This window comes from Chitinimonas sp. BJYL2, assembly GCF_027257935.1.
Taxonomy (GTDB): domain Bacteria; phylum Pseudomonadota; class Gammaproteobacteria; order Burkholderiales; family Chitinimonadaceae; genus Chitinimonas.
The window spans coordinates 1,210,411-1,236,263 of the sequence record NZ_JANZKW010000001.1; the positions used below are offsets into that span (position 1 = coordinate 1,210,411).

A 25,853-nucleotide genomic window follows, 5' to 3' on the forward strand; every position below is an offset into this window, starting at 1 on the left:
GCCGAGCAAGCATGCGCTTGGCCGGCTGCGGTATATAATTGCACGCTTATCCCAGATTTTGTCCCTATCTGATGCTCAAGTATCTCGGCCTCGACAGGCCGTTTTTATTGCTCGCGCGCAAGCTGCTGTTTACCGTGGTGCGCACACAGATGCTGTCCGAAACCCCGCAGGCGCTGGGGTTGGATCCGGACAAGCCGGTTTGCTACGTGCTGGCGCGGCGTTTTGTGAGCAATATCCTGGTGCTGGAGCGCGAAGTCATGGCCGCCGGCCTGCGCTCGCCGCTCGATGGCATTGCCGCCAATGGCATCCGCGAATCGCGCGCGTTTTTCTTCAGCCGCCGCAGTGAGCCCTGGTTCGGCCGCCGCAAAGATGTCGGCTATTCGCCACGGCTGGAACGGCTGACGCAGGCGGTGCGCAACCGACCCGATTTCGATGTGCAGATCGTGCCGGTCACGATCCTGTGGGGCCGCACGCCCGATAAGGAAAGCTCGATCTGGAAGGTGATCTTTTCCGAGAGCTGGTCGCCCCGTGGCGGCTTCCGCCAACTGTTCACCATCCTGTTGCATGGCCGCCAAACCCTGGTGCGCTTTGGCCAGCCGGTTTCGCTGCGCGAACTGGTCAGCGATGCCGAAGATCAGGAGCGTGCCCTTCGCAAGGTGGGCCGGGTATTGCGTGTGCACTTTCGCCAGCAACGCGAGATGGCGATTGGTCCCGATCTCTCGCACCGCCGCACCCAGGTCGATGGCCTGATCGAGACCGAGGCCGTACGCGGCGCCATTAGCGCACTCGCAGCCGAGAACGGCGGCGGTCCCAACGCGCTGCTCAAGGCCGAGGACAAGGCCCGTCGCTACGCCTGGGAAATTGCCGCCGACTACAGCTACCCGGTCGTGCGCGTGTTCCACCGCTTCCTGACCTGGCTGTGGACGCGCCTGTACGACGGCGTGGAACTGCACAATTTTGATACGGTGACCGGCGTCGCACCCGATCACGAAATCATCTACGTGCCCTGCCACCGCAGCCATATCGACTACCTGCTGCTCAGCTATATCGTGTTCCAGCAAGGTTTGATGATTCCGCATATCGCGGCGGGCGCTAACCTGAATTTGCCTGTGGTTGGCAGCATCCTGCGCCGTGGCGGTGCCTTCTTCCTGCGCCGCTCGTTCAAGGGCAACAAGCTCTACGCCGCCGTGTTCAACGAATACCTGCACATGGTGATCGCCAAGGGCTTCCCCATCGAGTACTTCGTCGAAGGCGGCCGCTCGCGCACTGGCCGCTTGCTGCAGCCGCGCCCCGGCATGCTGGCGATGACGCTGCAGAGTTATCTGCGGGATCGCAATCGACCCATTGTGTTCATCCCGGTCTATATCGGCTACGAGAAGCTGTTCGAGGGCAAGAGCTATATCGGCGAGCTGATGGGCAAGCCCAAGCAGAAGGAATCGTTGTTCAGCCTGCTGCTGACGGTGCGCGAGCTCAAGAAGAACTTCGGCAAGGTGCATGTGAACTTTGGCGAGCCCATCAAGCTCACGGATGCGCTGGCACAAACCCATCCTGGTTGGCGCGATGAACCGCCGCTCGACGAGACGCGCCCCGCCTGGTTTACCCAGTGCGTCAGTGGCGTGGGTGCGCAGATTGCCGATCGCATTAACAATGCCGCCGTGGTGAACCCGGTGAACCTGCTGAGTCTGGCGCTGCTGGCCACCCCGCGCCATGCGATGGATGAAGACCAGCTCGTCGCCCAGCTAGATGGCTATCGCCGCCTGCTGGAGGCGGTGCCCTACGATGCGCGAACCCGCCTGACCAGCATGGATGGCCGCGCCATCATCGAGCATTGCGAACGCCTGAGTCTGCTGCAACGCCATCCACATGCGCTGGGCGATGTGATGCACTTTCCGCAGGAAGAGGCCGTGTTGTGCAGCTATATGCGGAACAATGTGCTCCACTGCGTGGCGATTCCCTCGCTGATCGCCTGCTTGTTCACCCGCAATGCGCAGCTGAGCCGTGAACAGATCGGCAATCTGGCCAAGACCGTGTACCCCTTCCTGCGTGCCGAGCTGTGCCTGCGCTGGCAGCCCGAAGCGCTATGCGAGGCGCTGGATCGTTACCTGGCTGCGCTGGTGGAACTGGGCTGGCTCACGCAGAGCAGCGGCCGCGAAGGCATCTATCTGGCGCCCAACAATATCAGCGACGAATACATCCAGCTCACGCTGCTGGCACAAGCCGTACGCCCGGCGCTGGTACGTTACTTCATCTCGCTATCGATGCTGACCCAGCAGGGTAGCGGCGCGATCAGTGCCGACGAGCTTGAAGCCCTTTGTCACCTGCTGGCGCAGCGGATTTCCTTGTTGCGCGAATTCAGCGCCCCGGAATTTTTCGACCGCGCAATCTTCCGCACCTTTATCGGCACACTCAAACAGGCCGGCTTTGCCAGCGAGGACGATGCCGGCAAGCTGGTCTTCAACGGCGCCTTGCGCGCCGCAGCGGCTGAGTCGCGTTATGTGCTGTCGCCGGATGTACGCCAGAGCGTGCTGCATCTGACGCGGCTGGACCGCGGTACGGTCGAGCAGGCGCTGACGCGATTGGCGGCCAAAGGCAAGGTCTAAGACCGGAGCGCAGGCTGTAGGGATGTAGAGTGCATTAAGCGCAGCGCAATGCACCAAGCATCCGTGGGTGTAACGGTGCAATGTGTCTTTGGGCCTGATTGCACCCTATGTCAGAACCTAAGCCGTAGGGCGCCCTGAGCGTAGCGACTCGTGCTGTACGGAGGAGGGCTGATACCCACGGTGAGATTCAGCCTTCGGCGTCATGACGCCCTGCGCCCGGCCCGATCAGAACTTCTCGTGCGGCCCCAGAAAGCGCCATTGCCCCATGGGCAGATCCGATAAAGGTACCCGGCCGATGCGGATGCGCTTGAGGCCGATCACCTTGATGCCCACCAGCTCGCACATACGGCGAATCTGCCGTTTCTTGCCCTCACGCAGCACAAAACGGAGCTGATCCTCGTTCTGCCAGCTGACCTTGGCGGGCCGCAGTACCTTGCCATCCAGACTCAGGCCATGGTTCAGCAGCTTCAGGCCCTCGTCACTGAGTGTGCCTTCCACACGCACCAGATACTCCTTCTCGATCTTGCTATCGTCGCCAATCAGCGCCTTGGCTACACGGCCGTCCTGCGTCAGCACCAGCAGGCCCGTCGAGTCGATATCGAGGCGGCCGGCGGGCGCCAGGCCGTTGAGATGACGGCGGGTGAACTCGATACCCGAACGGTCACCCACATAGCGGTTTTCGGGACGCACCAACAAGGAGGCGGGCTTGAAGCCTTGCTCGGCCTGGCCGCTGACATAACCGATGGGCTTGTTGATCAGGATGGTCACGCGCTGCGTCTGCGCGGCTTCGGCGCGCTTGTCGAGCACGATCTTCTGATGCGGCAACACCCGGCTGCCGAGCACGTCGACGACGATGCCATCCACCGTTACCCAGCCTTGTTCAATGTATTCATCCGCCTCGCGGCGCGAACACAGGCCAAGTTCGGCCATGCGTTTGGATAGACGGACGGACTCTGGAACGTCGCTCATGGTCAGGATTCCGGTGCAAAACGGCATTCTAACGCCAGCCATCCCGGCTGCCAGATGAAGTTACGCGCGGCGACCCACAGTTAAGCGTGGGTTCACCCGCAAGCACGGTAAAATCCACCCATGACTGCAAGTGATGATCTGGACTACGCACGCCGCTTTGGTGGCGTGGCGCGACTCTATGGCGATGCCGCCCTGGCGCGGTTTCAAGCCGCGCGCGTTTGCGTGATCGGCATCGGCGGCGTGGGCAGCTGGGCGGTGGAGGCGCTGGCACGCAGTGCCATCGGCCAGCTCACTCTGATCGATATGGACCATATCGCGCCGTCCAATGTGAACCGCCAGTTGCATGCGCGCACCGATACGCTGGGCCAGGCCAAGACGGGTGCCATGCGCGACCGCATCCTCGCCATCAACCCGCGTGCGCAGGTGGCCGAGATTGACGACTTCCTCACCGAAGAAAACCTGCCCACGCTGATTGCGCCTGGGCGCTTTGATTACGTAGTCGACTGCATGGACCAGATGCGCGTCAAGGTCGCGCTGGTTGCGCACTGCCGCCGCCACAAGGTTCCACTGATCGTCTCCGGCGGTGCCGGTGGCCGTACCGATGCCACCCGCGTGGCGCTGGCCGACCTGGCGCTGACCAGCGGCGATGCATTGCTGGCCCGCGTGCGCGCCGAATTGCGCAAAAAGCATGGCTACGCGCGCGAAGGTAAAAAGTTCGGCATCGAAGCCATCTACTCCACCGAGCCCATTGTTCGCCCGCCGCAAAGCTGTGAGGCCGATGCCCCCGGCGGCGGCCTCAACTGCGCCGGTTATGGGTCGGCCGTGGCCGTGACCGCCAGTTTCGGCATGGCGATGGCGGGGCGTGTACTGAACCAGTTGGCGAAGCAGTTGGTCTGAACCGATGATGCCGGCATACTATGCACCGCCGATTTAACTGATTGATCGCACATGCTGTTTCGCCACCTGATCCCCACGTCTTTTGCTGCGCCTGCCACGGCGCTGATACTGGTGCTGCCTGCCGCGCATGCCGATATCTACAAGCATGTGGATGCAGAGGGCCGGGTCACTTACTCGAATATCCCGATCAAGGGCGCCAATAAGCTGGACCTGGGGCCTTCCCCCATGTCTGTTCCGGCGCCCCGCCCCCGTTCGGGTACCAGCAGCGGCGCCCCCCGCGCCAGTGCCACGCCGACACCCGGCTACTTCCCGCGTGTCGATAGCGCCACCCAGCGCCAGCGCGATATGACCAAGCTGCAAATCCTCCAGGACGAAATGAACGGCGAGCAGCGCCTGCTCGATGCCGCACGGCAGAAGTACGCCGCCAATCCGTCCGATCCCCGCCAGCGCGAGAACGTGCTCATGCACGAAAAGAACATCGAAGCGCTGCGCAAGGAAATGTCCCGCGTTCAATAAACGTGCATGCTCAGCACGCGCCCGGTTAATGCACTAAGATGGTGCATCAACGGCGTGCCGCACTGCGCCGAAACGGCGCGAACCCGTCCTGGCATTTTCAAGTCTTTGTTATTGCTGGGTAAAAATCGCGAACTTTTGCTGGCCTGCTCCTTGCTAAGGCCTGTCCTGATCCTGATTTTTACCTTGATATGTCACCTGCCAGTTTTACCGGACTCGATCTGCTGGAAACCGCCGTCATCGTGCTCGATGCGGCGCGTGTTGTCCGCCATCTGAATCCTGCCGCCGAGAACCTGTTCGAGCTGCCCGCGCGGGATGCGGTGGGTCGGCCGCTGTCGGCCTGCTTTGCCGAGCCCGGCGAGATCAATGCCGCGCTCGATGCCGCTGAGCGCCAGAACGCCAGCGTGACCGAGCATGATGTGGCGCTGGCCGTGCGCCTGGGCAGCATCATCCACGTGGGTTTCACGGTTCGCGAGGTGGAAGCGGCGGCGCTCACGGTGCTGGAATTCCGCCGTACCGATCAGCAGCGCCGCATTGCCAACGAAGAGCGGCTGGCCAAGCAGCAGCAGGCCAATCGCCAGCTGATCAGCAATCTGGCACACGAGATCAAGAACCCGCTCGGTGGTATCCGCGGCGCGGCGCAGCTATTGCGCAAGGAGCTCGACGACCCGGCGCTGTGCGAATACACGCAAGTGATCACCAGCGAGGCCGATCGCCTGCAAAGCCTGCTCGACCGCCTGCTGACGCCGCATCGCCTGCCGCAGCTCGGAGAGCTGAACATCCACGAAGTCCTTGAGCGCGTGCGCAGCGTGGTGCTGGCCGAGTTCCCCAATATGGCCGTGCGCCGCGATTACGACACCAGTGCGCCCGACCTGTACGGCGACAAGGAACAGCTGATCCAGACCGTGCTCAATATCGCCCGCAATGCCGCGCAAGCCATGCATGGCGTGGGCCAACTGGTGTTCAAGACGCGCGTGGCGCGCCAGGTCACGCTCAATCGTCAGCGCTTTCCGCTGGGGCTGACGCTGGACATCATCGACAACGGCCCCGGCGTGCCCGAGCACATCCGCGAAACGATTTTCTACCCGCTGGTCTCGGCCCGCCCCGGCGGCACCGGCATCGGCCTGCATCTGGCCCACACCTTTGTCCAGCAGCATGGCGGCACCATCGAGTTCGCAAGCGAACCGGGCCGCACCTGCTTCACCCTGACCTTGCCACTGAACGGCTACTCGCCGGTCAATGGCGGCAAATAGAACAGATCGCCTGCCCATGAAACCCGTCTGGATCATTGACGACGACCGCTCCATCCGCTGGGTGTTCGAAAAAGCCCTGGGACGCGAAGGCATCGCTTTCCGCAGCTTTGCCTCGGTAGCCGAAACGCTCGATGCCCTGCAGCGCGAAACACCGGCCGTGGTGGTCAGCGATATCCGCATGCCCGGCGAATCGGGCCTGGACCTGCTTGCCCAGATCAAGGAACGCCATCCGCGTTTGCCCGTGATCATCATGACCGCGCACTCCGATCTGGATTCGGCGGTGGCCGCATTCCAGGGTGGTGCGTTCGAGTACTTGCCCAAGCCGTTCGATGTGGACCACGCAGTCGAGCTGATCCGCCGTGCGCTCGACGAGAGCCTCAAGCAGGATGTCGAGGACGAGGTGCCCGAAGACGCCCCGGCGATCTTGGGTCAGGCACCGGCCATGCAGGAGGTGTTCCGCGCGATTGGCCGGCTGAGCCAGAGCGCTGCCACCGTCCTGATCACCGGCGAATCCGGCTCGGGCAAGGAGCTGGTGGCGCGTGCCTTGCATCGCCATAGCCCGCGGGCAGGTCGCCAGTTCGTGGCCATCAACACGGCCGCCATCCCCAAGGATCTGCTGGAGAGCGAGCTGTTCGGCCACGAACGCGGCGCGTTTACCGGCGCCCAGGCGCAGCGTACCGGTCGCTTCGAGCAGGCCGAGGGCGGCACGCTGTTTCTGGATGAAATCGGCGATATGCCGCCCGAGCTGCAAACCCGCCTGCTGCGCGTGCTCTCGGATGGCTTCTTCTACCGAGTGGGCGGCCATGCGCCGATCAAGGCCAATGTGCGCGTGATTGCGGCCACCCATCAGGCGCTGGAAGAACGCGTCAAGAACGGTCTATTCCGCGAAGACTTGTTCCACCGCCTCAATGTAATCCGCCTGCGTCTGCCCTCATTGCAGGAGCGACGCGAGGATATCCCGCTGCTGGCACGCCACTTCCTCGCCAAATCGGCGCGTGATCTGGGCGTAGAGGCCAAGCGGCTGACGGACGATGCCATGCGCGTGCTCACCGGCTTTGCCTTCCCCGGCAATGTGCGCCAGCTCGAAAACCTGTGCCACTGGATCACCGTGATGGCACCGGGCCAAGCCGTCGGCCCGGCCGATCTGCCGCCCGAACTCAAGCAGGAAGGCAGCAGCAGTGTCAGTGGCGATTGGGTGGAGCAGCTCGCGCAGGAAGCCGACCGCCGCCTGCGCCAGGGCGAGCGCGGCTTTATCGAGGCGCTGACCCACCAGTTTGAACGCACGCTGATCCTGCGTGCATTGGCGGCCACCGGCGGCAAGCGGATCGAGGCTGCCGAGCGGCTAGGTCTGGGCCGCAACACGCTGACACGCAAGATCCAGGAGCTGGATCTGGAGCGGGAAATTGGCGGCGAATAGATCGTAGTTATTGGTGGCAGGTAAAGCGGCAGGGCCGTATTGCCCGGTGGCGGCGTATCGTAAAAGCCCGTTCCGTTAGACGAGTGCTCATGCTGCCACCCGCACAACTTCGCTGGCATACCCTTGCCCACGCCGAGCCCGGCTCCCGTCTGATCATCACCGGTGCTGTGCATGGCATCGAAACCTGCGGCACCCGTGCAATCCAGCGGTTGCTGGCCGAGCTGGATCGCGGCGAGCTGGCCTTGTGCCGTGGCCAGCTCACTCTAGTGCCGGTTTGCAATCCGCTCGCCTATGCGCAGGGACGGCGGGAGGGCGAGGGCGACCTTAATCGCAAGATCGCCGTGCGTGATGCGCCCGCCAGCTTTGAAGAGCGCCTCGCCAACCAGCTTGCGCCGCTGCTGCTGGCGCACGATGTGCTGCTGGACCTGCACTCCTTCCAGAGCCCCGGCCAGCCCTTTGTGGTGCTGGGGCCCGATACCCCGTTTGTCCGCGCTGCGGATGAGGTGGCACTCGCCAGATATCTGGGCGTGAGCCGATTCGTGGAAGGCAGCCTCATCCGCACCGAGCGCGTAGTGCCGCCGCCCGGTGGTGCCAGCATGGCCAACTGGATGCGGGCGCATGGCAAATATGGCCTGACGCTCGAGTGCGGCCAGCATGCCGACCCGGCCGCGCCCGAGGTGGCGTATCGCGCCATCCGCCACACGCTCGCCTATCTGGGTCTGGTGGACGAGCCCGAGCCGGCTGCTGCCGAGGCGCCGCTCTCGGTACGCTTTCGTCAGACCATACTGCGGCGTAGCGAGGCAGACCAATTCAGCCGCGCCTGGCAGAGTTTCGATGCCGTGCAGGCCGGTGAGCTGATCGGCACCTTTGGCGATGGCAGCGTCTTGCGTGCGGAAGCCGATGGCTATCTGGTATTCCCCGATCCGCTGTGCAAGGTGGGTGCCGAATGGGTCTATCTGGCGGATGCTGGGACACGCTTCACCGATTGAGCAGGCTGGCTGCATGAGGGGAATTCATGTGCTTAGGCCGAATGGTCTCAAGGCGCACACCTGCTGCGTGCTAAAATTCCGCCGTTTCCCTCGCAATATCAGCCACTTGCCATGACCCAGCGCCGCACACAGATCGAAGCCCTGCTACAAGACCGCATCCTGATGCTCGATGGCGGCATGGGGACGATGATCCAGCGTCACAATCTGGGTGAGGCGGACTACCGTGGCGAGCGCTTCAAGGATTGGCCCAGCGACCTCAAGGGCAATAACGATCTGCTGGTGCTGACCCAGCCGGCCATCATCGGCGGCATCCATCAGGCCTATCTCGATGCCGGTGCCGACATCATCGAGACCAACAGCTTCAACGCCACCAGCATTGCCATGGCCGATTACGACATGCAATCGCTGGTGCACGAACTCAACGTGGCGGCCGCCAGGCTGGTCAAAGATCTGTGCGTCGCCCAGACGGCCAAAACCCCGAACAAGCCGCGCTTCTGCGCTGGCGTGCTCGGCCCCACCAACCGCACCTGCTCGATCAGCCCCGATGTGAATGACCCGGGCTATCGCAATGTGACCTTCGATCAGCTCGTCGAGAGCTATCTGGAAGCGATTGATGGCCTGGTTGTGGGTGGCGCCGACCTGCTGCTGGTCGAAACGATTTTCGACACGTTGAATGCCAAGGCCGCCGTTTTTGCGATCCACAAGTATTTCGACGAACGCCCGGACATTGAGCGCTTGCCCATCATGGTGTCAGGCACGATTACCGATCAGTCCGGCCGCACGCTGACGGGTCAGACGACCGAGGCTTTCTACAACTCGTTGCGCCATGCCGATGCTGTCAGCTACGGTCTCAACTGCGCGCTGGGGCCGGATTTGCTGCGCCCTTATGTGGAAGAGATGGCGCGGGTTTCCGAATCGTTTGTGTCGGTGCACGCGAATGCCGGTCTGCCTAATGCGTTTGGCGGCTACGACCTCACGCCCGAGGTCATGGCCGTGCAGGTGCGCGAATGGGCCGAGTCGGGCTTGGTGAATATCGTCGGCGGCTGTTGTGGCACCACGCCCGACCATATCGCCGCCATGGCACAGGCGCTGGCGGGTCTGAAGCCACGCGCGCTGCCCCAAATCGAGGCCAAACAGCGCCTGTCGGGCCTTGAGCCGTTCAATATCGGCGATGGCGATCTGTTCGTGAACGTGGGTGAACGCACCAATGTGACCGGCTCGCGCGCGTTTGCCAAGCTGATCCTGGCCGGCGATTACCCGGCCGCGCTCGAGGTGGCCCGCCAGCAGGTGGTAGCCGGCGCACAGGTCATCGACGTGAACATGGACGAGGGCATGCTCGATGCCGAAAAGGCCATGGTCACCTTCCTGAACCTGATCGCCTCCGAGCCCGATATCTCGCGCGTGCCGGTGATGATCGACTCGTCCAAATGGAGCGTGATCGAGGCCGGCCTCAAGTGCGTGCAGGGCAAGTGCATCGTCAATTCGATCTCGATGAAGGAAGGCGTGGCCGAGTTCATCAAGCACGCCCGTCTGTGCAAGCGCTATGGCGCGGCTGTGATCGTAATGGCGTTTGACGAGGTCGGCCAGGCCGATACCTACGCGCGCAAGATCGAGATCTGCGAGAAGAGTTACCGGATTCTGGTCGATGAGGTCGGCTTTGACCCGGCCGACATCATCTTCGACCCGAACATCTTTGCCGTGGCCACCGGTATTGAAGAACACGCGCGCTATGGTCTGGATTTCATCGAAGCCACAGGCTGGATCAAACAGCATCTGCCACACGCGAAGATTTCAGGCGGTGTGTCGAACGTGAGCTTCAGCTTCCGCGGCAACAACAAGGTGCGCGAGGCGATCCACGCCGTGTTCCTGTATCACGCGATCCAGCGCGGCATGACCATGGGCATCGTCAATGCCGGCGCGCTGGAGGTGTATGAAGAAGTCGAACCCGAGCTGCGCAATGCGATCGAGGATGTGGTGCTCAACCGGGCGCGCGCCGATGGTGCCGACACCACCGAACACCTGATCGCGCTGGCCGAGCGCTTCAAAGGCGACGCCAACGCTGCCAAGGGTGAAGACCTGAGCTGGCGCAACGGCAGCCTGCAGGAGCGCATCACCCATGCGCTGGTCAAGGGCATTACCACCTATATCGTTGAGGACACCGAAGAAGCCCGCCAGAGCCTGCCGCGCCCGATCAATGTGATCGAAGGCCCGCTGATGAACGGCATGAACCACGTAGGCGACCTGTTCGGCTCGGGCAAGATGTTCCTGCCGCAGGTGGTCAAGTCGGCACGTGTCATGAAGGCCGCTGTGGCCTATCTGGAGCCGTTCATCGAGGAAGAAAAGGTACGGCTGGGCATTGCCGACGCCAAAGCCAAAGGCAAGATCGTGATGGCGACGGTGAAGGGCGATGTGCACGATATCGGCAAGAACATCGTCGGCGTGGTGCTGCGCTGTAACAACTACGAGGTCATCGACCTGGGCGTGATGGTGCCCGCGCAGAAGATTCTGGATACCGCACGTGAAGTCGGCGCGGACATCATCGGCCTCAGCGGCCTGATCACCCCGTCGCTCGAAGAAATGGCCCATGTGGCCAAGGAAATGCAGCGCCAAGGGTTCACGATTCCGCTGCTGATCGGCGGTGCCACCACGTCCAAGGTGCACACGGCCGTGAAGATTGCGCCCAATTACGATCAGCCCGTGATCTACGTGCCCGATGCCTCGCGCGCGGTGGGCGTGTGCTCGAACCTGCTTTCCGAAGACCTGCGTGCCGACTATGTGGCCGGCATCGCCAGCGAATACGAGAACATCCGCACCATCCACGCCAATCGGGGCAAGCTCGATCTGCTCAAGATCGCCGACGCGCGCGCCAATGCCTTCAAACCCGACTGGGCCGGCTACACGCCGCCCAAGCCCAAGCAGCTGGGGGTGATCCGTTTCGAGCAGTATCCGCTGGCCGAGATTGTCGAGTACATCGACTGGAGCCCGTTCTTCAACGCCTGGGAGCTGTTCGGCAAGTACCCGAAGATTCTGCAGGACGAGGTGGTGGGCGAGTCGGCGCGTGCGTTGTTTGCCGATGGCCAGGCCATGCTCAAGCAGATGGTGGCCGAGAACTGGGTGCAGGCCAATGGGGTGATCGGCCTGTTCCCGGCCGCTAGCGTAGGCGACGACATCGAGCTATACGACCCGGTTTCGGGCAACAAGCTGATGGCCATGCACTGCCTGCGCCAGCAGAACCGCAAGGCCGAGGGCAAGCCCAACTGGAGTCTGGCCGATTTCGTCGCGCCAAAAGACAGCGGCAAGAACGATTACGTGGGTTTGTTTGCCGTCACTGCCGGCTTGAACGTGGACCCGCATGTCGCGCGCTTCGAAGCCGCCAATGACGATTACAACGCCATCATGGTCAAGGCGCTGGCTGATCGCCTTGCCGAAGCCTTTGCCGAGCTGATGCACGCCAAGGTGCGCCGCGAGCTCTGGGCTTATGCCCACGAAACCGGCCTGAATGTGGATGACCTGACCGAGGAGCGCTACCGCGGCATCCGCCCGGCACCGGGCTATCCGGCCTGCCCGGATCACACCACCAAGACCGATCTGTTCCGCGTGCTCGATGCCGAATCGATCGGCATGCAGCTGACCGAAGGCTATGCCATGCTGCCCACGGCGGCGGTCAGCGGTCTGTACTTCAGCCATCCCGATGCGCAGTACTTTGCGGTGGGCAAGCTCGACAAGGATCAGGTCGAAGACTACGCAGTGCGGCGTGGCGTGAGTGTGCAGCAGGCCGAGCGCGATCTGGCGCCTAACTTGGCGTACAACGCCTGAGTGCAGGAAAAAGGGGCGCTGGATGCGCCCCTTTTTTCATCGCCTTATTTCAGGGAAACGTACTCTTCCTTGATGGCTTCCACCCCGGTGTGGGGTGAGGGCAGCATCAGGCGGATTTCCTTGAAGACGCTGCCATCAATCTCGAAACGGTAGCCATCAATCAATTCAGCCTTGTCGCCATGGCGGCTGACGATACGGTAGTTGCCACGCGGCAGGATGGCGGGCACACGCCAGGCAAAGGTGCCTGGGCTGATGCCGGGACCATCGTGGAAAAGTGGATGGGTCTGTTTTTCCCAGCCTTCCAGCAAGGTGGGCTGCTGGTTGGCGTCGGCTGCGTGAGCGGAGATAGCCGCGATACCCAGCAGGCTGGCGTACAGCAGTGCACGAATGGGTGGGTTTGCGATCATGAGATGCCTCCCTGTCTGATGAGGTTGCAAATGGCCGGACATGCCCACAGGCTGTGCCGGCGCTTACCCTTCTGATACGGCCACGCGTAAAAAGTGCCCGAGTCGTGTCAGTCCATGCACGGCCCGTCAGACTCGCCGATCTGCAGGGCGGGCTGGCTGAGCATTTGCAAATCTTCGAGCGGATGGTTGCCTTCCATCACCATGCGGATCAGTCGGGCCATGTGCTGGCCGGCATTCTGCTGTGTAGGCTGGATGACCGAGGTGATGTTCACCCCGGCAAGCAGGGTGTCGGGCGGGCTGCCGTCGTAAATGATGATGGACAGCTCACGTCCGAGGCTCACGCCGCGGTCCAGCAAGGCCCTTACAGCGCCTTCGCCGGCCAGGTTGTTGTCCACGATCAGCGCTGTGGGGCGATCGGCTTCGTCGAGCATCGCCAGCATCGTGGCGTAGCCGCTATTGCGCGACAGGCCGGCCGGACGCAGCCAGTGCTCGTTCGGGGTGATGCCGGCCTGCTCCAGCCCATGCAGAAAACCCATGCGGCGCTGGTAGGCAAAGTTGTAGTGCTGGGCGGCATAGAGGTAGCCGATGCGCTTGTGGCCCAGGCTCACCAGTCGCTCCACGGCCAGACGCGCGCCGGCTTCGTTATCAAAGTCGAACCAAGGGTAGCGCGCGCAATCGTCGCTACGGCCGTAGGCCAGAAAAGGCACGCCTTCATCAAGCAGGTATTCGATGCGCTCATCCTGCCGCTTGGTGCGCGCCACGATAAAGCCATCCACCCGCTTACCATGCACGAGGCGCTCATAGGTATCGAGCTCGCCCTTGTGGGTAGCCGAGGCAATCAGCAAGTCCATCTGCTTGGGCGCCAGCCCCTCGGTCAGCCCCGCCACCACATCCAGAAAACGCGGGTCGGCCACGTCGCCGTCTTCCAGCGGGTGAACAATGCCGATGGCGTTGGCGCGTCCCAGCGCCAGGCTGCGGGCAATCGGGTTGGGTTGGTAGCCAAGCTCCTTGGCTGCCTCGGCTACGCGCTGGCGGGTTTTTTCGCTGACGTCGGAATACCCGTTCAGCGCCCGGCTGACGGTAGTCATGGAGAGGTTGAGGCTGGCAGCCAGTGCTTTGAGATCCATCGTGGCTCAAGTCTTACGGAGGAATTGGGGCAGGTTCCAGGCGGCCAAGGCAAAAAAATTGGCGCGGGCCAGCCTTGCTGAGGGGCTAGCATACCGCGCCAGAGAGGAGTGAACGATAGGTGCAACGCTAAGGGTTGCGACCCGAGATCTCTCGATGCCTTGCATCGTTGCCTTGCCGTGGGTGAGTTGCGTTGACGTGCCATCATACCCAAAGCGGTTTGGATAGTAACCAAAACGCTTTGGTAAGTAAACTACGTTGCGTCGCTGCCATCGCGCAGCGGTCCGCCCTGCCGCGTACGAGCCAAGAAAAAACCCGCAACAGCAAGATTGTTGCGGGTTTCGGGCTGCATATCCTGCTCGCCAGGCGAGCCGGAAATTACAGCGAGTAGTACATGTCGAACTCGACCGGGTGGGTCGTCATGCGGATCTTGTTCACATCGTTCATCTTCAGTTCGATGTAGGAATCAATCCACTCGTTGGTGAACACGCCACCGCGAACCAGGAACTCGCGATCCTTGTCGAGTGCGTCCAGCGCTTCGTCGAGCGAGGCGCACACGGTCGGGATCAGCTTGTCTTCTTCCGGCGGCAGGTCGTACAGGTTCTTGTCGGCCGGATCGCCGGGGTGGATCTTGTTCTGCACGCCATCCAGGCCGGCCATCAGCAGGGCCGAGAATGCCAGGTACGGGTTGGCCAATGGATCCGGGAAGCGGGCTTCGATACGGCGGCCCTTGTCGGATGCCACGTGCGGAATACGGATCGAGGCCGAACGGTTGCGGGCCGAGTAAGCCAGCTTCACCGGGGCTTCGTAGTGCGGCACGAGGCGCTTGTACGAGTTGGTGCCCGGGTTGGTGATGGCGTTCAGTGCCTTGGCGTGCTTGATGATGCCGCCGATGTAGTACAGGGCGAACTCGCTCAGGCCGGCGTAACCGGTACCGGCAAACAGGTTCTTGCCATCCTTCCAGACCGACTGGTGCACGTGCATGCCGGAGCCGTTGTCGCCAACGATGGGCTTGGGCATGAAGGTGGCGGTCTTGCCGTACTGGTGGGCTACGTTGTGCACCACGTACTTGAGGATCTGGGTCCAGTCGGCGCGCTGAACCAGCGTGCTGAACTTGGTGCCGATTTCGTTCTGGCCGGCGTTGGCGACTTCGTGGTGGAACACTTCGACGGGCACGCCGAGTTCTTCCAGGGCGATGACCATGGCGGCGCGGATGTCTTGGTGGCTATCGACCGGGGGAACCGGGAAGTAGCCGCCCTTCACGCGCGGACGGTGGCCGTGGTTGCCGCCATCGGTGGCGTCGTTGCTGGCCCAGGCACCCTCGTCCGAGGTGATCTTCAGGAAGCAGCCGGTCATGTCGACGTTCCACTGCACGCCGTCGAAGATGAAGAATTCGGGTTCCGGACCGAAGTAGGCGGTGTCGCCCAGGCCCGATGCCTTCAGATAGGCTTCAGCGCGCTTGGCGATGGAGCGGGGGTCGCGGTCGTAGCCCTTACCCGTGTCGGGTTCGATCACGTCACAGGTCAGGAACACGGTCGGCTCGTCAAAGAACGGGTCGATATTGGCGGTGGACGGATCCGGCATCAGCAACATGTCGGAAGCCTGGATACCCTTCCAGCCGGTGATCGAGGAGCCATCAAAGGCGTGGCCGCGTTCGAACCATTCCTCATCGACCACGTGCGAAGGCACGGTCACGTGCTGTTCCTTGCCGATGGTGTCGGTGAAACGCAGGTCGACAAAGCGGATATCGTTTTCTTGGATGAGCTTGAGTACGTCGGCGACCGCCATTTTGCATAACTCCTGAAGATGATGAAGTGCCGGCGTGGGGTACACCAGCGGGCTGGGATTGTAAGCTTGTCCGGGTGGCTAGTCGCCAGCCGGAACAGAGTCGGGCCAACAAAAAGCAGAAACCATGCCACTCGCTATCCACTGCATTCATGCGCCATCTATGGGCATGGCCAAGGCATTTTCGCACCGAAATGGTGCTTGATTATGGTGCGCGCACCGATATTGTGCGAACCCGCCGACGGGCGTGATCTTTGCCATAATCCAGTCTGAACATGACACGTTGTTTGCGGAGACCTAGCCCATGAGCCTGACCAACGAAATCCTCCAGCGCGCGCGCGCGCGCGCCGAGCAACTGGGGCTGGCGTACTCCGGCGCGCTGACGCCAGAGGAGGCGCATACCCTCCGCGCTACCCTGCCCAATGCCAAGCTGATCGATGTACGCACGGCGGCCGAGTGGCAGTTTGTCGGCGCGCCGCCCGATGCGGTCAAGATCGAGTGGAAGTCCTGGCCCACCATGGGCGTGAATCCCCATTTCCTGGAGCAGCTACGCCATCAGGTCGATAGCGAAGATGTGCTGATGTTCCTGTGCCGCACTGGCGGCCGCTCGCACGAAGCCGCAGTACTGGCGGCCGACCATGGCTTTGCCGAGTGCTACAACGTGCTCGAAGGCTTTGAGGGTGATCGCAACGAGGCTGGGCAACGCGGTCAGAGCAACGGCTGGAAGGGGCGTGGCTTGCCTTGGTCGCAGGGTTGATCTGCGCCGTTGCTGCACTGTATTCCGCTTTGCACGTCGCCAGATTGGATTGGCGGCGTAGCAGCGTCTGTTTTTTCCTTTGAATGATGGATCCCGCTCTTCATGACTGACCGTTACGCCGTTGTCGGCCACCCCGTGGCTCACAGCAAGTCGCCCGCCATTCACGCTGCCTTTGCCCGCCAGACCGGCGAAAAGATCGACTACACCACCCTCGAAGCGCCCCTTGATGGGTTTGTCGATACGGTGGCGATGTTTCTGGCTATGGGGGGTGCGGGCTGCAATGTGACCGTGCCGTTCAAGGAAGCGGCGTATGAGTTTGCCAACCAGCTGACCGAGCGTGCCGAACAGGCCGGTGCGGTGAATACGCTGTGGCTGGATGATGATGGCGTGGTGGGTGACAACACCGATGGCGCCGGGCTGGTGCGCGACCTGCGGCGCCATACCGTGCTGGCGGGCAAGCGCATTCTGTTGCTGGGCGCAGGCGGTGCGGCGCGAGGGGTGATCGGCCCGCTGCTGGCCGAGCGGCCGACCGCGCTGGTGATCGCCAACCGCAGTCAGGATAAGGCCGATGCGCTGGCGGCACACTTTGCAGATATCGGGCCGATCAGTGCGGCGCGTTATGACGCGTTGGCCGGGCAGGTGTTCGATATCGTCATCAATGCCACATCGGCCAGTCTGGCGGGCGAACCGCTGCCGGTGCCCGATACGCTCTGGCATGAGGGCGTGCTGGCTTACGACATGATGTATGGCAAGGAAGAAACGCCCTTCCTGAAGCAGGCGGCCGCGGCATCACAGCGGCTCGACGGCCTGGGCATGCTGGTCGAGCAAGCCGCGGAGGCGTTCTTTGTGTGGCGCGGTGTGCGGCCAGATACCGCGCCGGTACTCGCTTTGCTACGCGAGCAGTTGCAGGGCTGAGTCATATCAGCCCTGCGCTTGTCTACGGATCAATACGCCGGCAGCTCGCAGCCAAATGCAGTGCGATAGGCGGTGGCGAGGCTGTCGCGGTCGAAGTGATGGTTCTGGCCGCCGCGATGGGCGATCTTGAGGGCTCCCAGCAGGGAGGCAAGGCGACCTGTGCTTTCCCAGTCCCACCCCTTTTCAATGCCGAACAGCAGGCCGGCGCGATAGGCGTCACCGCAGCCCGTCGGGTCCAGCACTTCCGTCGCCTTGGCAGTGGGGATGAGGATTTCCTTGCCGTCGGCATGCATCGTCGAGCCTTCGGCGCCACGCGTCACGACCAGCATCTTCACCATCGCTGCCAGATCGGCAATTGACTTGCCGGTGCGCTCTTCCATCAGCGCGGCTTCGTAGTCGTTGAGTGCCACATAATCGGCTGCCTGCACGCAGGCTAGCAGTTCGGCGCCGCTGAACAGCGGCATGGCCTGACCCGGATCGAAAATGAAGGGGATCTTGGCGGCGGTCAGTTCGGCAACGCGTGCCAGCATGCCTTCACGACCATCCGGGCCGACGACCGCGAGGGTGATGCCGGGGACGTGGTCGAAATGGTTCTCGTGCGAGAGCGACATCGCCCCCGGATGGAAGGCAGTGATCTGGTTATCGTCCAGATCAGTGGTGATGAAGCACTGGGGTGTGTAGTGGTCCGGCAGGGTGCGGATGCATTCCTGGCGGATCTGCAGCTCGTCCAGACGCTTGGCGTAAGGCGTGAAGTCCTGCCCCACGGTGGCCATGGGTAGCGGATCGCCGCCCAGCAATTTGAGGTTGTAAGCGATATTGCCCGCGCAGCCGCCGAATTCGCGGCGCATCTGCGGAACCAGGAACGACACCGACAGCATATGCACCTTGTCGGGCAGGATGTGGTGCTTGAAACGGTCCGGGAAGACCATGATGGTGTCGTAAGCGACCGAACCGCAAATCAGCGTGGGCATTGCACAAAATCCGTTATTTCAGGTTAACCGGTCGATTTTACCGGGTTGGAGGCCTGCCGCGCAGCCCTTGTGTCGATTGGGCAGCAAGCAGTGTGGTACGGGTAGGCGCAGGACACAGTCGCATTCTGCCCACAGCGCGGCCTGTGGCTTGTTCCCCCGTGCGTTATTGGTCGCGACGATCTAAGCTAGCGGCTGATCAAGCGGCTGGGAGCTGAGGATGTTGCTGGGTACCGAGCGTTTTCCCATGCGCTGGGGCGATATGGACGCGCTGGGACATCTGAACAACACGCTGTACTTCCGCTTCTGCGAAGAAACCCGGGTGCGCTGGCTGGATGCGCGTGGTTGGCGGGTTGATACCGCTGCCGGTGCCGGGCCGATTCTGGCCGCCACCAGTTGCCAGTTCCGCGTACCCCTGGTGTATCCCTGCGATATCCGCATCGAGACCTCGGTTGCCCGAATCGGCAACAGCAGCTTTACCCTGCGCCACCGTATCTGCCGTGATGATCAACCCGACATCACCGCGGCGGAGGCCGAGGCGGTGATCGTGTGGTGCGATTATGCGAGCGGCAGCTCGCTCCCCCTGCCCGACGCGCTGCGTCAGCAACTGGAGGTAAACCCTGCATGAAGACCGCGTTCAAGGTGCGCGATGCACGCCCGGGCGATGCGCCCGCTATCTACGAGCTGGTGCGCGAGCTGGCGGCCTACGAAAAGCTCACCCATGTATGCACGGGTACGCCTGAGCAACTGCATGAGCATCTTTGGGGGCCACGGCCTTATATCGAGGCCTTGCTGGCCGAGGTAGAGCGGGGCGGGCGTATGCATGCCGTGGGTTTTGCCCTTTATTTCCACAACTATTCCACCTTTCTGGCGCAGCCGGGCTTGTATCTGGAAGACCTGTTCGTGCTGCCCGAATATCGCCGCAACGGTATCGGCGAGGCCCTGTTCCGCGAAGTGGCGCATCGTGCGGTCGAGCGTGGCTGCGGTCGTTTCGAGTGGGCGGTGCTCGACTGGAACACCCCTGCGCTCGATTTCTACCGCAATCTCGGCGCAACCATCATGCCCGAGTGGCGTATCTGCCGCGCCACCGGCAGCACGCTCAGGGCCATGGCGGCGGGCGGCACATCAGCCTGAGCCGCAGCCTGTCATCGTTTTTCCGGGGGTTGGTCGCATCCGGCGCGGAGAGCAGCGCGCTGCGTACTATCCTCGGCTTTGTCCTGTTTACCCCGTCACCCCTGCATGCCAAAAAGCCCCATGAGGGCAACAAGAAGGAGATTCCATGCGCTTCACCACGCTGAGCCTCGTGCTCGCCACTTCCTTGGGCTTTGCCCTGCCGCTGCACGCCGCCGAATCGGCAGTGCAAGACCCGCGACCCGCACAGCTGCTTGCTGGCGCCAAGGCAAGCAAGTTCACCGCCGTTGAGGGGATTACCGAGTACCGGCTCGCCAACGGCCTGCGCGTCTTGCTGTTCCCTGATGCCTCCAAGCCTACGACCACGGTCAACGTGACCTATATGGTTGGGAGCCGTCACGAGAATTACGGCGAAACCGGCATGGCCCACTTGCTGGAGCATCTGGTGTTCAAGGGGACGCCCAGCCTGCCGGGCAAGACCATCGTCGAAGAGTTCGCCAAGCGTGGCATGCGCTTCAATGGCACCACCTTCTACGACCGCACCAATTACTTTGAAACCTTCGCCGCCAGCGACGACAACCTCGACTGGGCGCTCAAGATGGAAGCGGACCGCATGGTCAACAGCTACATCGCCAAGTCCGATCTGGAAAGCGAATTCACCGTGGTGCGCAACGAGATGGAGTCGGGCGAGAACAACCCCGGCCGCAATCTGTGGGAGCGCATGACCGCCACGGCCTACCAGTGGCACAACTACGGCAAGTCCACCATCGGCGCACGGACCGATGTGGAGAACGTCAAGATCGAGAATCTGCAAGCCTTCTATCGCACCTACTACCAGCCTGATAACGCCACCCTGATCGTGACCGGCAAGTTCGATGAGGCCAAGACACTCGCGCGCATCGAGCAATACTTCGGCGCCATTCCCAAGGCGACGCGCGCCCTCCCGCAGCTCTACACCAAGGATCCGGTACAGGATGGCGCACGTGAAGTCAGCGTGGTGCGTGTGGGCGATACCCAGCTGATCGGTGCCATCTACCACATCGCACCGGGCGCACATGTCGACGCCGCGCACGCCGAGCTGCTGGCCTTCATCCTCGGCGACACGCCGACGGGTCGCCTGCACAAGGCGCTGGTCGAGAAGAAGAAAGTGGCTGGCATTGAAGCCGAATCCATGGGTCTGCACGACCCCGGCTATATTCTGTTCTTCGCTAATCTCAACAAGAGCCAGTCGCGCGACGAAGCCAAAAAGGCCATGTTGCAGGTGATTGAAGGCGTGAAGAAACAGCCGATCACCGAAGAAGAACTCAAGCGCGCCAAGACTGCCATCCTCAACAATTTCGAGAAGACGCTGTCTGATCCGGTTGCTGCGGGTATTAGCCTGTCTGAATCGGTGGCCAACGGTGACTGGCGCCTGTTCTTCCTCACGCGCGATCGCATCGAGTCCGCCACCGTGGCCGATGTGCAGAAGGTGGCCGAAAACTACCTGATCGAGAACAACCGCACCTTCGGCCAGTTCATTCCGGCCGACAAACCCGTGCGCGCCAACATGCCGGCCGCGCCGGAACTCGGCAAGCTGCTGGCCGATTACAAGGGCAAAGCGGCCGTGGCCGCTGGTGAAGCCTTTGACCCCAGCCCCGCCAACATCGACAAGCGCACCGTGCGCCTGACACTCGCCAACGGCGCCAAGGTAGCCCTGCTACCCAAGGTGACGCGCGGCAATACCGTCAACGGCCAGATCGTGTTGCGCATGGGCGACGAGAACAGCCTGTTCGGCAAGCGCGAAACCGCGCAGCTGGTTGCCGGCATGCTGACCCGCGGTGCCGGCAAGCTTAACCGCCAGCAGATCTCCGACCGCCTTGATGAGCTCAAGGCCAAGCTCTCGGTGGGCACGGCCGATGGCAATACCGTGTCGGTGAGCTTTGAGACCAAGCGCGACAAGCTGGCCGAGACGCTGGCGCTGATCCGCGATGTGCTGCGCGCGCCCACCTTCCCCGAAGCTGAACTGGAACAGTTCCGTACCGAATGGGTGACCGGCGTGGAAGAGCGTCGTCGTCAGCCCGATGCCATCGCCCAGAACGAACTGACACGTCACGACAACCCGTACAAGAAGGGTGATGTGCGCTACGCCGGTACGTTTGAGGAGCAGATTGCTGCCGTCAAGGCGGTCAAACTGGCTGATCTGAAGGCGTTCCATCAGCAGTTCTACGGCGCAGGCAATGCGCAGGTATCGCTGGTGGGCGATTTCGACCAGAAGGCCGTGGAAGCCCAGCTCAAGACGGTGCTCGGCGACTGGAACAGCAAGGCCAAGTATGCCCGCGTCGCCAACCCGTTCCGCGCCAGCAAGGCCGCAACGCTGAGCTTCGAGACACCCGACAAGGCCAACGCGTTCTACATCTCCGGCATTGCACTGCCGGTGAAGGACGATGCCCCCGAAGCGCAGGCGCTGCAGGTTGCCAACCGCGTACTCGGTGGTGGCGGTCTCAAGAGCCGGATCGCGGACCGTCTACGCCAGAAGGACGGTATCAGCTACGGTGCGGGTTCGTTCATGCAACTCAGTTCGTACGAGTCCACGGGCGCGCTGGGCATGTTCGCCATTTACGCCCCGCAGAACCTCGCCAAGCTCAAGCAGGGTGTCAGCGAAGAAGTGGCGCGCCTGATCAAGGACGGCATCACCGAGCAGGAACTGGCCGATGCCAAGAGCGGCATCCTGCAAGGCCTGCTGATCAGCCGTACCCAGGACGGATCACTGGCCAGCGCCTTGGCCACCCAGCTGAATCTCGGCCGGACCATGCAGTTCGTGGCGGACAATGAGGCCAAGCTCAAGGCGGTGACGGTGGCCGATGTGAACGCGGTGATCCAGAAGTATCTGGACCCGTCCAAGCTGGTTCAGGTGTATGCCGGCGACTTCGCCAACGCCGCCAAGAAGGCGGAAGCTGCTGCCGCACAAGCCAAGTAAGCTGCTTTGGCCAGCCTGCTAGGGCTGGCATGAAAACGCCCGGCGATGGCCGGGCGTTTTTTTGGTCCGAACGGTGATGGATCAAGCTGCGTGGCCTGGCTCCGGTGCGGGAAAACCCGCCTCGTCTAGCACACTCGGCAGCAGCGCTTCCCAGCGCTGGAAGCTATGGTCACCGCCTTCGTAAATGCTCTGGCGGCAGCCAGCGTAATAATCCACCGCTTCACGGTAGTTGAGCACTTCGTCGGCTGTTTCAGCCAGCAGCCAGTAGCGGTCGGGATGAATCTGCGCCGGTTCGAGGGCACGCAGCTGATCCATATGCCCAGCGGTGACGACAAAGCGCTCGCCGGTATACAGGTTCTCATGCTCACCCAGCAGATTGGCCAGATGCTGGTAGGGGCGCACTGCCGGATTGACCAGCACGGCGCGGCACGCGACCTTTTCTGCTAGCCATGTCGCGAAGAAGCCGCCGAGCGAGCTGCCGACCACAGTCAGACCCGCCGGATCAAGGCGGGTAAGCAGCTCATCAAGCAGGGCAATCGCGCCATCGGGTGTATTGGGGAGTGCCGGACAGTGAAAGTGCTTGGCGTAGCCGCGACGCCGCATTTCGGCCGCAGTTTGCTGCGCCTTGATCGACGCAGGACTGCTGCGAAAACCGTGCAGATAGAGTAGCTGCCTCATACGGGCATATCGAACAGGCGGCTGAAGTTGGCGACTTCCAGTACGGTCCGCACCGGACCGTGCGTATTGAGCAGGCGAACGCTCCGCTGGGCCATGCGCTCGCGCAGGAGCAGCAGCATGCCGAGGCCGGAGCTATCGAGGTAATCCACCCCGGCAAAATCGACATCGAGCCGGTCGATCTCGGGGTTGCTCACGATATCGGCATAAGCCGCACGAAAAGCGCGATGCGCCTCAAAGGTAAAGTGACCCACCAGCACGATGCGGGCGTAATTGCCGTCAGTCTGTGCGCTTGCTTCCATGAGGCCTCCTCATCATGTCTTGTTTTTTTCCAGCCGCACGGGCTCAGGGCTGGAAGTCATAGTCGACGGTCAGCGGCGCATGATCCGAAAACTTGATGTCCTTGAAAATGCTCGCCACTTTGGCCGTGGCCGCAATGCCCGGCGTGGCGATGTGATAATCGATACGCCAGCCTACATCCTTCGCGTAGGCTTGACCACGGTTACTCCACCAAGTGTAGCCGGGTGCCTCAGGATACAAGGTCCGCCAGACATCCACCCAGCCTTGCCCCAGGACATCGGTCAACCACGCGCGTTCCTCGGGCAGAAAACCTGAATTCTTGAGATTGCCCTTCCAGTTTTTCAGGTCGAGCGGTTGATGGGCAATATTCCAGTCGCCACACAGCACAATCTCGCGACCTTCGGCCATCAGGGCCTGCATATGCGGCATGAAGCGAGCCATGAAGGCGAACTTGACCTGTTGGCGCTCCTCGCCTGACGAGCCCGAGGGGAGATACAGCGAAATCACACTGAGCCTGCCGAAATCCGCTCGCAGGTAACGGCCCTCGCTGTCGATATCGGCAATGCCCACGCCTTCGATCACGCGATCAGGCTTGACGCGGCTGTAGAGGCCAACACCGCTGTAACCTTTTTTCTCGGCAGGATGAAAATAGCCGTGATAGCCCGCAGGCGCCTGCATCTGCGCACTCAGATCAGACAGCTGCGCCTTGATTTCCTGCAAGCAGACCACATCCGCGCCGGTGCCGGGTAACCAGTCGAGAAAGCCCTTGTTGGTGGCAGAGCGGATACCGTTGAGATTGGCGGAAATAATGCGCATGGCGACGGCTGTCAGGGGAAATGGTGGTGCCGGGATGATATGCTATAAATTCTCGAAACCCGCTTGAATACGCGTTCATGAGCCTGTCCCGCACCGATTTCATAGCCTTCGCCGTCGCCCAGAATGTGCTTCGCTTTGGTCAGTTCCAGACCAAGGCTGGCCGTCAGTCGCCCTACTTTTTCAATGCGGGCCTGTTTCAGGATGGCGCCAGCATTGGCCGTCTCGCCAAGTTTTACGCCCAGGCGGCATTGGCCTCGGGTGTCCCGTTCGACATGCTGTTCGGCCCCGCCTACAAAGGCATCACGCTAGCGGCCACCACGGCGGTTGCACTTGCCGAAAATGGGCGCAATGTGCCGTTTTGTTTCAATCGCAAAGAGGCCAAGGATCATGGCGAAGGCGGCACCCTGGTTGGTGCGCCACTCAAGGGCAAGGTACTGATCATCGATGATGTGATCTCGGCCGGCACTTCGGTGCGTGAATCGGTTGAGCTGATCCGCGCCAATGGGGCCGAACCCGCAGGCGTACTGATCGCACTGGATCGTCAGGAACGCGGGCAGGGTGTGCAGTCTGCAGTACAGGAGGTGTCCAGCCAGTACGGGATTCCCGTTGTGGCGATTGCTACCTTGCATGATTTGATCGACTATCTGCATGGCCAGCCCGAACTGGAACGCAATTTGCAGGCGGTTGAACGTTATCGCGCCGAATTCGGCGTTGCCTGAGGAAAACCGATGCCCCTTCGTTGGCATGCTGCCTTACTGCTGATCTTGCCGTTATGTGTAACGGCAGGGGAGCGCTTGTACAAATGGGTCGATGAAAACGGCAAAATCCAGTACAGCGACAAGCCGCCCCAACAACAGACGGAAAAGGGCACCACCATCCTCAACAAGCAGGGTGTTCCCCTCAAAAAGACGGATGGCTATCTCAACGCCGAACAGCGCATTGCCCGCGAGGCCGAGCTGGCAAAGCGGCGTGCTGAAGCACAAAAGGCAGAGGATGCCCGCCGCCGTGACAAGGCCTTGATGAGCAGCTTCAACAAGACCAGCGAGATCGATGCGATTCGTGACCGGAATATCGAGCAGCTCAATGCCGGTATCCAGTCCGACAATATCCGCAGCGAAGTCGTCCGCAAGCGGCTGGATGGCTTGGAGAAGCGTGAAGCGAGCATGCTCAAAGCCAATAAGCCTGTGCCGGATAACCTGCAGAACGATATCAAGTCGGCCAAGGATGAGCTGGGCAAGATTGCTGCACATATCGAACAGCAGAAGAAAGACATAGAGACCACGCGCCAGCGTGCTGAAGCCGACAAGAAGCGCCTGATCGAACTGCGCGGCGAGAGCGTGCGCGACAAGTGAGTACTTCTTGTCTTTGGCGTATGCCATCTGTAAGTTAGATCGACACCAAACAAAAAAGCCGGATCGACATCTCGATCCGGCTTTTTGTTTGATTCTGGTCGGGGTGAGAGGATTCGAACCTCCGGCCTCTACGTCCCGAACGTAGCGCTCTACCAGGCTAAGCTACACCCCGATGAAGGCGCGCACTATAGCTGGCCGGCGCGATTCTGTAA

22 protein-coding genes and 1 tRNA gene are annotated in these 25,853 nt (G+C 61.9%); 14 read left to right on the forward strand and 9 right to left on the reverse strand.

Translation table 11 applies throughout. The annotated features are described in order from the left end of the window. The first annotated feature begins 71 nt into the window (after positions 1-71). Complete coding sequence (plsB, locus tag O9X62_RS05665) at positions 72-2,600, forward strand: glycerol-3-phosphate 1-O-acyltransferase PlsB (RefSeq protein ID WP_269531794.1); 2,529 nt, start codon at positions 72-74, stop codon at positions 2,598-2,600. A gap of 225 nt (positions 2,601-2,825) precedes the next feature. Here the strand turns inward: plsB and O9X62_RS05670 are convergent, their stop codons facing one another. Further along, positions 2,826-3,569: a pseudouridine synthase gene (locus O9X62_RS05670; RefSeq protein ID WP_269531795.1), complete on the reverse strand. Its 744-nt coding sequence runs from the start codon at positions 3,567-3,569 to the stop codon at positions 2,826-2,828. A 120-nt stretch (positions 3,570-3,689) separates the two neighbouring features. On the opposite strand from O9X62_RS05670, the gene O9X62_RS05675 reads away from it, so the two are divergent. From O9X62_RS05675 to metH, 6 genes are all read left to right on the forward strand, one after another. Further along, positions 3,690-4,466: a tRNA threonylcarbamoyladenosine dehydratase gene (locus O9X62_RS05675; RefSeq protein ID WP_269531796.1), complete on the forward strand. Its 777-nt coding sequence runs from the start codon at positions 3,690-3,692 to the stop codon at positions 4,464-4,466. Between the two features lie 51 nt (positions 4,467-4,517). After that, positions 4,518-4,982 (forward strand): DUF4124 domain-containing protein, encoded by a 465-nt coding sequence (locus O9X62_RS05680; RefSeq protein ID WP_269531797.1) that lies wholly within the window; start codon positions 4,518-4,520, stop codon positions 4,980-4,982. Positions 4,983-5,170: 188 nt separating this feature from the next. Next, complete coding sequence (glnL, locus tag O9X62_RS05685) at positions 5,171-6,232, forward strand: nitrogen regulation protein NR(II) (protein WP_269531798.1); 1,062 nt, start codon at positions 5,171-5,173, stop codon at positions 6,230-6,232. 16 nt (positions 6,233-6,248) lie between these two features. After that, entirely contained in the window at positions 6,249-7,649 is a 1,401-nt protein-coding gene (gene ntrC / locus O9X62_RS05690) for a nitrogen regulation protein NR(I) (RefSeq protein WP_269531799.1), read from the forward strand. 89 nt (positions 7,650-7,738) lie between these two features. Continuing rightward, positions 7,739-8,638, forward strand: a complete 900-nt coding sequence (locus O9X62_RS05695; RefSeq protein WP_269531800.1) for a succinylglutamate desuccinylase/aspartoacylase family protein — start codon at positions 7,739-7,741, stop codon at positions 8,636-8,638. Between the two features lie 111 nt (positions 8,639-8,749). Further along, the gene (gene metH, locus O9X62_RS05700) at positions 8,750-12,454 is read left to right on the forward strand and encodes a methionine synthase (protein ID WP_269531801.1); all 3,705 of its coding nucleotides are present in this window, start codon (positions 8,750-8,752) and stop codon (positions 12,452-12,454) included. A 44-nt stretch (positions 12,455-12,498) separates the two neighbouring features. Here the strand turns inward: metH and O9X62_RS05705 are convergent, their stop codons facing one another. The 3 genes from O9X62_RS05705 to glnA all read right to left on the reverse strand — a co-directional run bounded on the left by O9X62_RS05705 (position 12,499) and on the right by glnA (position 15,774). Then, positions 12,499-12,861 carry a hypothetical protein gene (locus tag O9X62_RS05705; protein ID WP_269531802.1) on the reverse strand — a complete coding sequence of 121 codons (363 nt, stop codon included), beginning with the start codon at positions 12,859-12,861 and terminating at the stop codon, positions 12,499-12,501. 107 nt (positions 12,862-12,968) lie between these two features. Continuing rightward, the gene (locus O9X62_RS05710; RefSeq protein ID WP_269531803.1) at positions 12,969-13,988 is read right to left on the reverse strand and encodes a substrate-binding domain-containing protein; all 1,020 of its coding nucleotides are present in this window, start codon (positions 13,986-13,988) and stop codon (positions 12,969-12,971) included. Positions 13,989-14,364: 376 nt separating this feature from the next. Next, a complete protein-coding gene (gene glnA, locus O9X62_RS05715) occupies positions 14,365-15,774 on the reverse strand; it encodes a type I glutamate--ammonia ligase (RefSeq protein ID WP_269531804.1) in 1,410 nt (469 codons plus the stop codon). 301 nt (positions 15,775-16,075) lie between these two features. Here glnA and O9X62_RS05720 point away from each other — a divergent pair, with 301 nt between their 5' ends. Next, positions 16,076-16,528, forward strand: coding sequence for a rhodanese-like domain-containing protein (locus O9X62_RS05720; RefSeq protein ID WP_269531805.1), 453 nt, complete (start codon positions 16,076-16,078; stop codon positions 16,526-16,528). A gap of 102 nt (positions 16,529-16,630) precedes the next feature. After that, entirely contained in the window at positions 16,631-17,443 is an 813-nt protein-coding gene (aroE, locus tag O9X62_RS05725) for a shikimate dehydrogenase (RefSeq protein ID WP_269531806.1), read from the forward strand. 29 nt (positions 17,444-17,472) lie between these two features. Here aroE and O9X62_RS05730 read toward each other — a convergent pair whose 3' ends face one another. Then, a complete protein-coding gene (locus tag O9X62_RS05730) occupies positions 17,473-18,414 on the reverse strand; it encodes a carbohydrate kinase family protein (RefSeq protein ID WP_269531807.1) in 942 nt (313 codons plus the stop codon). 217 nt (positions 18,415-18,631) lie between these two features. Here O9X62_RS05730 and O9X62_RS05735 point away from each other — a divergent pair, with 217 nt between their 5' ends. The 3 genes from O9X62_RS05735 (at position 18,632) to O9X62_RS05745 (ending at position 22,498) form a co-directional block, all read left to right on the forward strand. Continuing rightward, on the forward strand, positions 18,632-19,039 hold the full coding sequence (locus tag O9X62_RS05735; protein WP_269531808.1) for a thioesterase family protein: 408 nt from the start codon (positions 18,632-18,634) through the stop codon (positions 19,037-19,039). Beyond that, a complete protein-coding gene (locus O9X62_RS05740; protein ID WP_269531809.1) occupies positions 19,036-19,545 on the forward strand; it encodes a GNAT family N-acetyltransferase in 510 nt (169 codons plus the stop codon). The genes O9X62_RS05735 and O9X62_RS05740 overlap by 4 nt, the downstream gene beginning before the upstream one ends. Before the next feature lie 145 nt (positions 19,546-19,690). Continuing rightward, entirely contained in the window at positions 19,691-22,498 is a 2,808-nt protein-coding gene (locus O9X62_RS05745) for a pitrilysin family protein (protein ID WP_269531810.1), read from the forward strand. Between the two features lie 81 nt (positions 22,499-22,579). Here O9X62_RS05745 and O9X62_RS05750 read toward each other — a convergent pair whose 3' ends face one another. The 3 genes from O9X62_RS05750 to O9X62_RS05760 are packed head-to-tail and all read right to left on the reverse strand — an operon-like array spanning position 22,580 to position 24,289. Next, on the reverse strand, positions 22,580-23,176 hold the full coding sequence (locus O9X62_RS05750) for a YqiA/YcfP family alpha/beta fold hydrolase (RefSeq protein ID WP_269531811.1): 597 nt from the start codon (positions 23,174-23,176) through the stop codon (positions 22,580-22,582). After that, the gene (locus tag O9X62_RS05755; RefSeq protein WP_269531812.1) at positions 23,173-23,475 is read right to left on the reverse strand and encodes an STAS domain-containing protein; all 303 of its coding nucleotides are present in this window, start codon (positions 23,473-23,475) and stop codon (positions 23,173-23,175) included. Before O9X62_RS05755 ends, O9X62_RS05750 begins: the two co-directional genes overlap by 4 nt. A 43-nt stretch (positions 23,476-23,518) precedes the next feature. Further along, a complete protein-coding gene (locus tag O9X62_RS05760) occupies positions 23,519-24,289 on the reverse strand; it encodes an exodeoxyribonuclease III (protein WP_269531813.1) in 771 nt (256 codons plus the stop codon). A 77-nt stretch (positions 24,290-24,366) separates the two neighbouring features. Between O9X62_RS05760 and pyrE the strand changes: the two genes are divergently transcribed. After that, positions 24,367-25,008: an orotate phosphoribosyltransferase gene (gene pyrE, locus O9X62_RS05765; protein WP_269531814.1), complete on the forward strand. Its 642-nt coding sequence runs from the start codon at positions 24,367-24,369 to the stop codon at positions 25,006-25,008. A 9-nt stretch (positions 25,009-25,017) separates the two neighbouring features. Next, complete coding sequence (locus O9X62_RS05770; RefSeq protein ID WP_269531815.1) at positions 25,018-25,641, forward strand: DUF4124 domain-containing protein; 624 nt, start codon at positions 25,018-25,020, stop codon at positions 25,639-25,641. A 95-nt stretch (positions 25,642-25,736) separates the two neighbouring features. On the opposite strand, the gene O9X62_RS05775 is transcribed toward O9X62_RS05770, so the two are convergent. Continuing rightward, positions 25,737-25,813, reverse strand: a tRNA-Pro gene (locus O9X62_RS05775). Between the last annotated feature and the right edge of the window lie 40 nt (positions 25,814-25,853).

Excerpts from the sequence above, each read along its gene's own strand:
- plsB (WP_269531794.1), top strand. The coding sequence starts at position 72 with ATGCTCAAGTATCTCGGCCTCGACAGGCCGTTTTTATTGCTCGCGCGC.
- O9X62_RS05670 (WP_269531795.1), bottom strand. The coding sequence starts at position 3,569 with ATGAGCGACGTTCCAGAGTCCGTCCGTCTATCCAAACGCATGGCCGAA.
- O9X62_RS05675 (WP_269531796.1), top strand. The coding sequence starts at position 3,690 with ATGACTGCAAGTGATGATCTGGACTACGCACGCCGCTTTGGTGGCGTG.
- O9X62_RS05680 (WP_269531797.1), top strand. The coding sequence starts at position 4,518 with ATGCTGTTTCGCCACCTGATCCCCACGTCTTTTGCTGCGCCTGCCACG.
- glnL (WP_269531798.1), top strand. The coding sequence starts at position 5,171 with ATGTCACCTGCCAGTTTTACCGGACTCGATCTGCTGGAAACCGCCGTC.
- ntrC (WP_269531799.1), top strand. The coding sequence starts at position 6,249 with ATGAAACCCGTCTGGATCATTGACGACGACCGCTCCATCCGCTGGGTG.
- O9X62_RS05695 (WP_269531800.1), top strand. The coding sequence starts at position 7,739 with ATGCTGCCACCCGCACAACTTCGCTGGCATACCCTTGCCCACGCCGAG.
- metH (WP_269531801.1), top strand. The coding sequence starts at position 8,750 with ATGACCCAGCGCCGCACACAGATCGAAGCCCTGCTACAAGACCGCATC.
- O9X62_RS05705 (WP_269531802.1), bottom strand. The coding sequence starts at position 12,861 with ATGATCGCAAACCCACCCATTCGTGCACTGCTGTACGCCAGCCTGCTG.
- O9X62_RS05710 (WP_269531803.1), bottom strand. The coding sequence starts at position 13,988 with ATGGATCTCAAAGCACTGGCTGCCAGCCTCAACCTCTCCATGACTACC.
- glnA (WP_269531804.1), bottom strand. The coding sequence starts at position 15,774 with ATGGCGGTCGCCGACGTACTCAAGCTCATCCAAGAAAACGATATCCGC.
- O9X62_RS05720 (WP_269531805.1), top strand. The coding sequence starts at position 16,076 with ATGAGCCTGACCAACGAAATCCTCCAGCGCGCGCGCGCGCGCGCCGAG.
- aroE (WP_269531806.1), top strand. The coding sequence starts at position 16,631 with ATGACTGACCGTTACGCCGTTGTCGGCCACCCCGTGGCTCACAGCAAG.
- O9X62_RS05730 (WP_269531807.1), bottom strand. The coding sequence starts at position 18,414 with ATGCCCACGCTGATTTGCGGTTCGGTCGCTTACGACACCATCATGGTC.
- O9X62_RS05735 (WP_269531808.1), top strand. The coding sequence starts at position 18,632 with ATGTTGCTGGGTACCGAGCGTTTTCCCATGCGCTGGGGCGATATGGAC.
- O9X62_RS05740 (WP_269531809.1), top strand. The coding sequence starts at position 19,036 with ATGAAGACCGCGTTCAAGGTGCGCGATGCACGCCCGGGCGATGCGCCC.
- O9X62_RS05745 (WP_269531810.1), top strand. The coding sequence starts at position 19,691 with ATGCGCTTCACCACGCTGAGCCTCGTGCTCGCCACTTCCTTGGGCTTT.
- O9X62_RS05750 (WP_269531811.1), bottom strand. The coding sequence starts at position 23,176 with ATGAGGCAGCTACTCTATCTGCACGGTTTTCGCAGCAGTCCTGCGTCG.
- O9X62_RS05755 (WP_269531812.1), bottom strand. The coding sequence starts at position 23,475 with ATGGAAGCAAGCGCACAGACTGACGGCAATTACGCCCGCATCGTGCTG.
- O9X62_RS05760 (WP_269531813.1), bottom strand. The coding sequence starts at position 24,289 with ATGCGCATTATTTCCGCCAATCTCAACGGTATCCGCTCTGCCACCAAC.
- pyrE (WP_269531814.1), top strand. The coding sequence starts at position 24,367 with ATGAGCCTGTCCCGCACCGATTTCATAGCCTTCGCCGTCGCCCAGAAT.
- O9X62_RS05770 (WP_269531815.1), top strand. The coding sequence starts at position 25,018 with ATGCCCCTTCGTTGGCATGCTGCCTTACTGCTGATCTTGCCGTTATGT.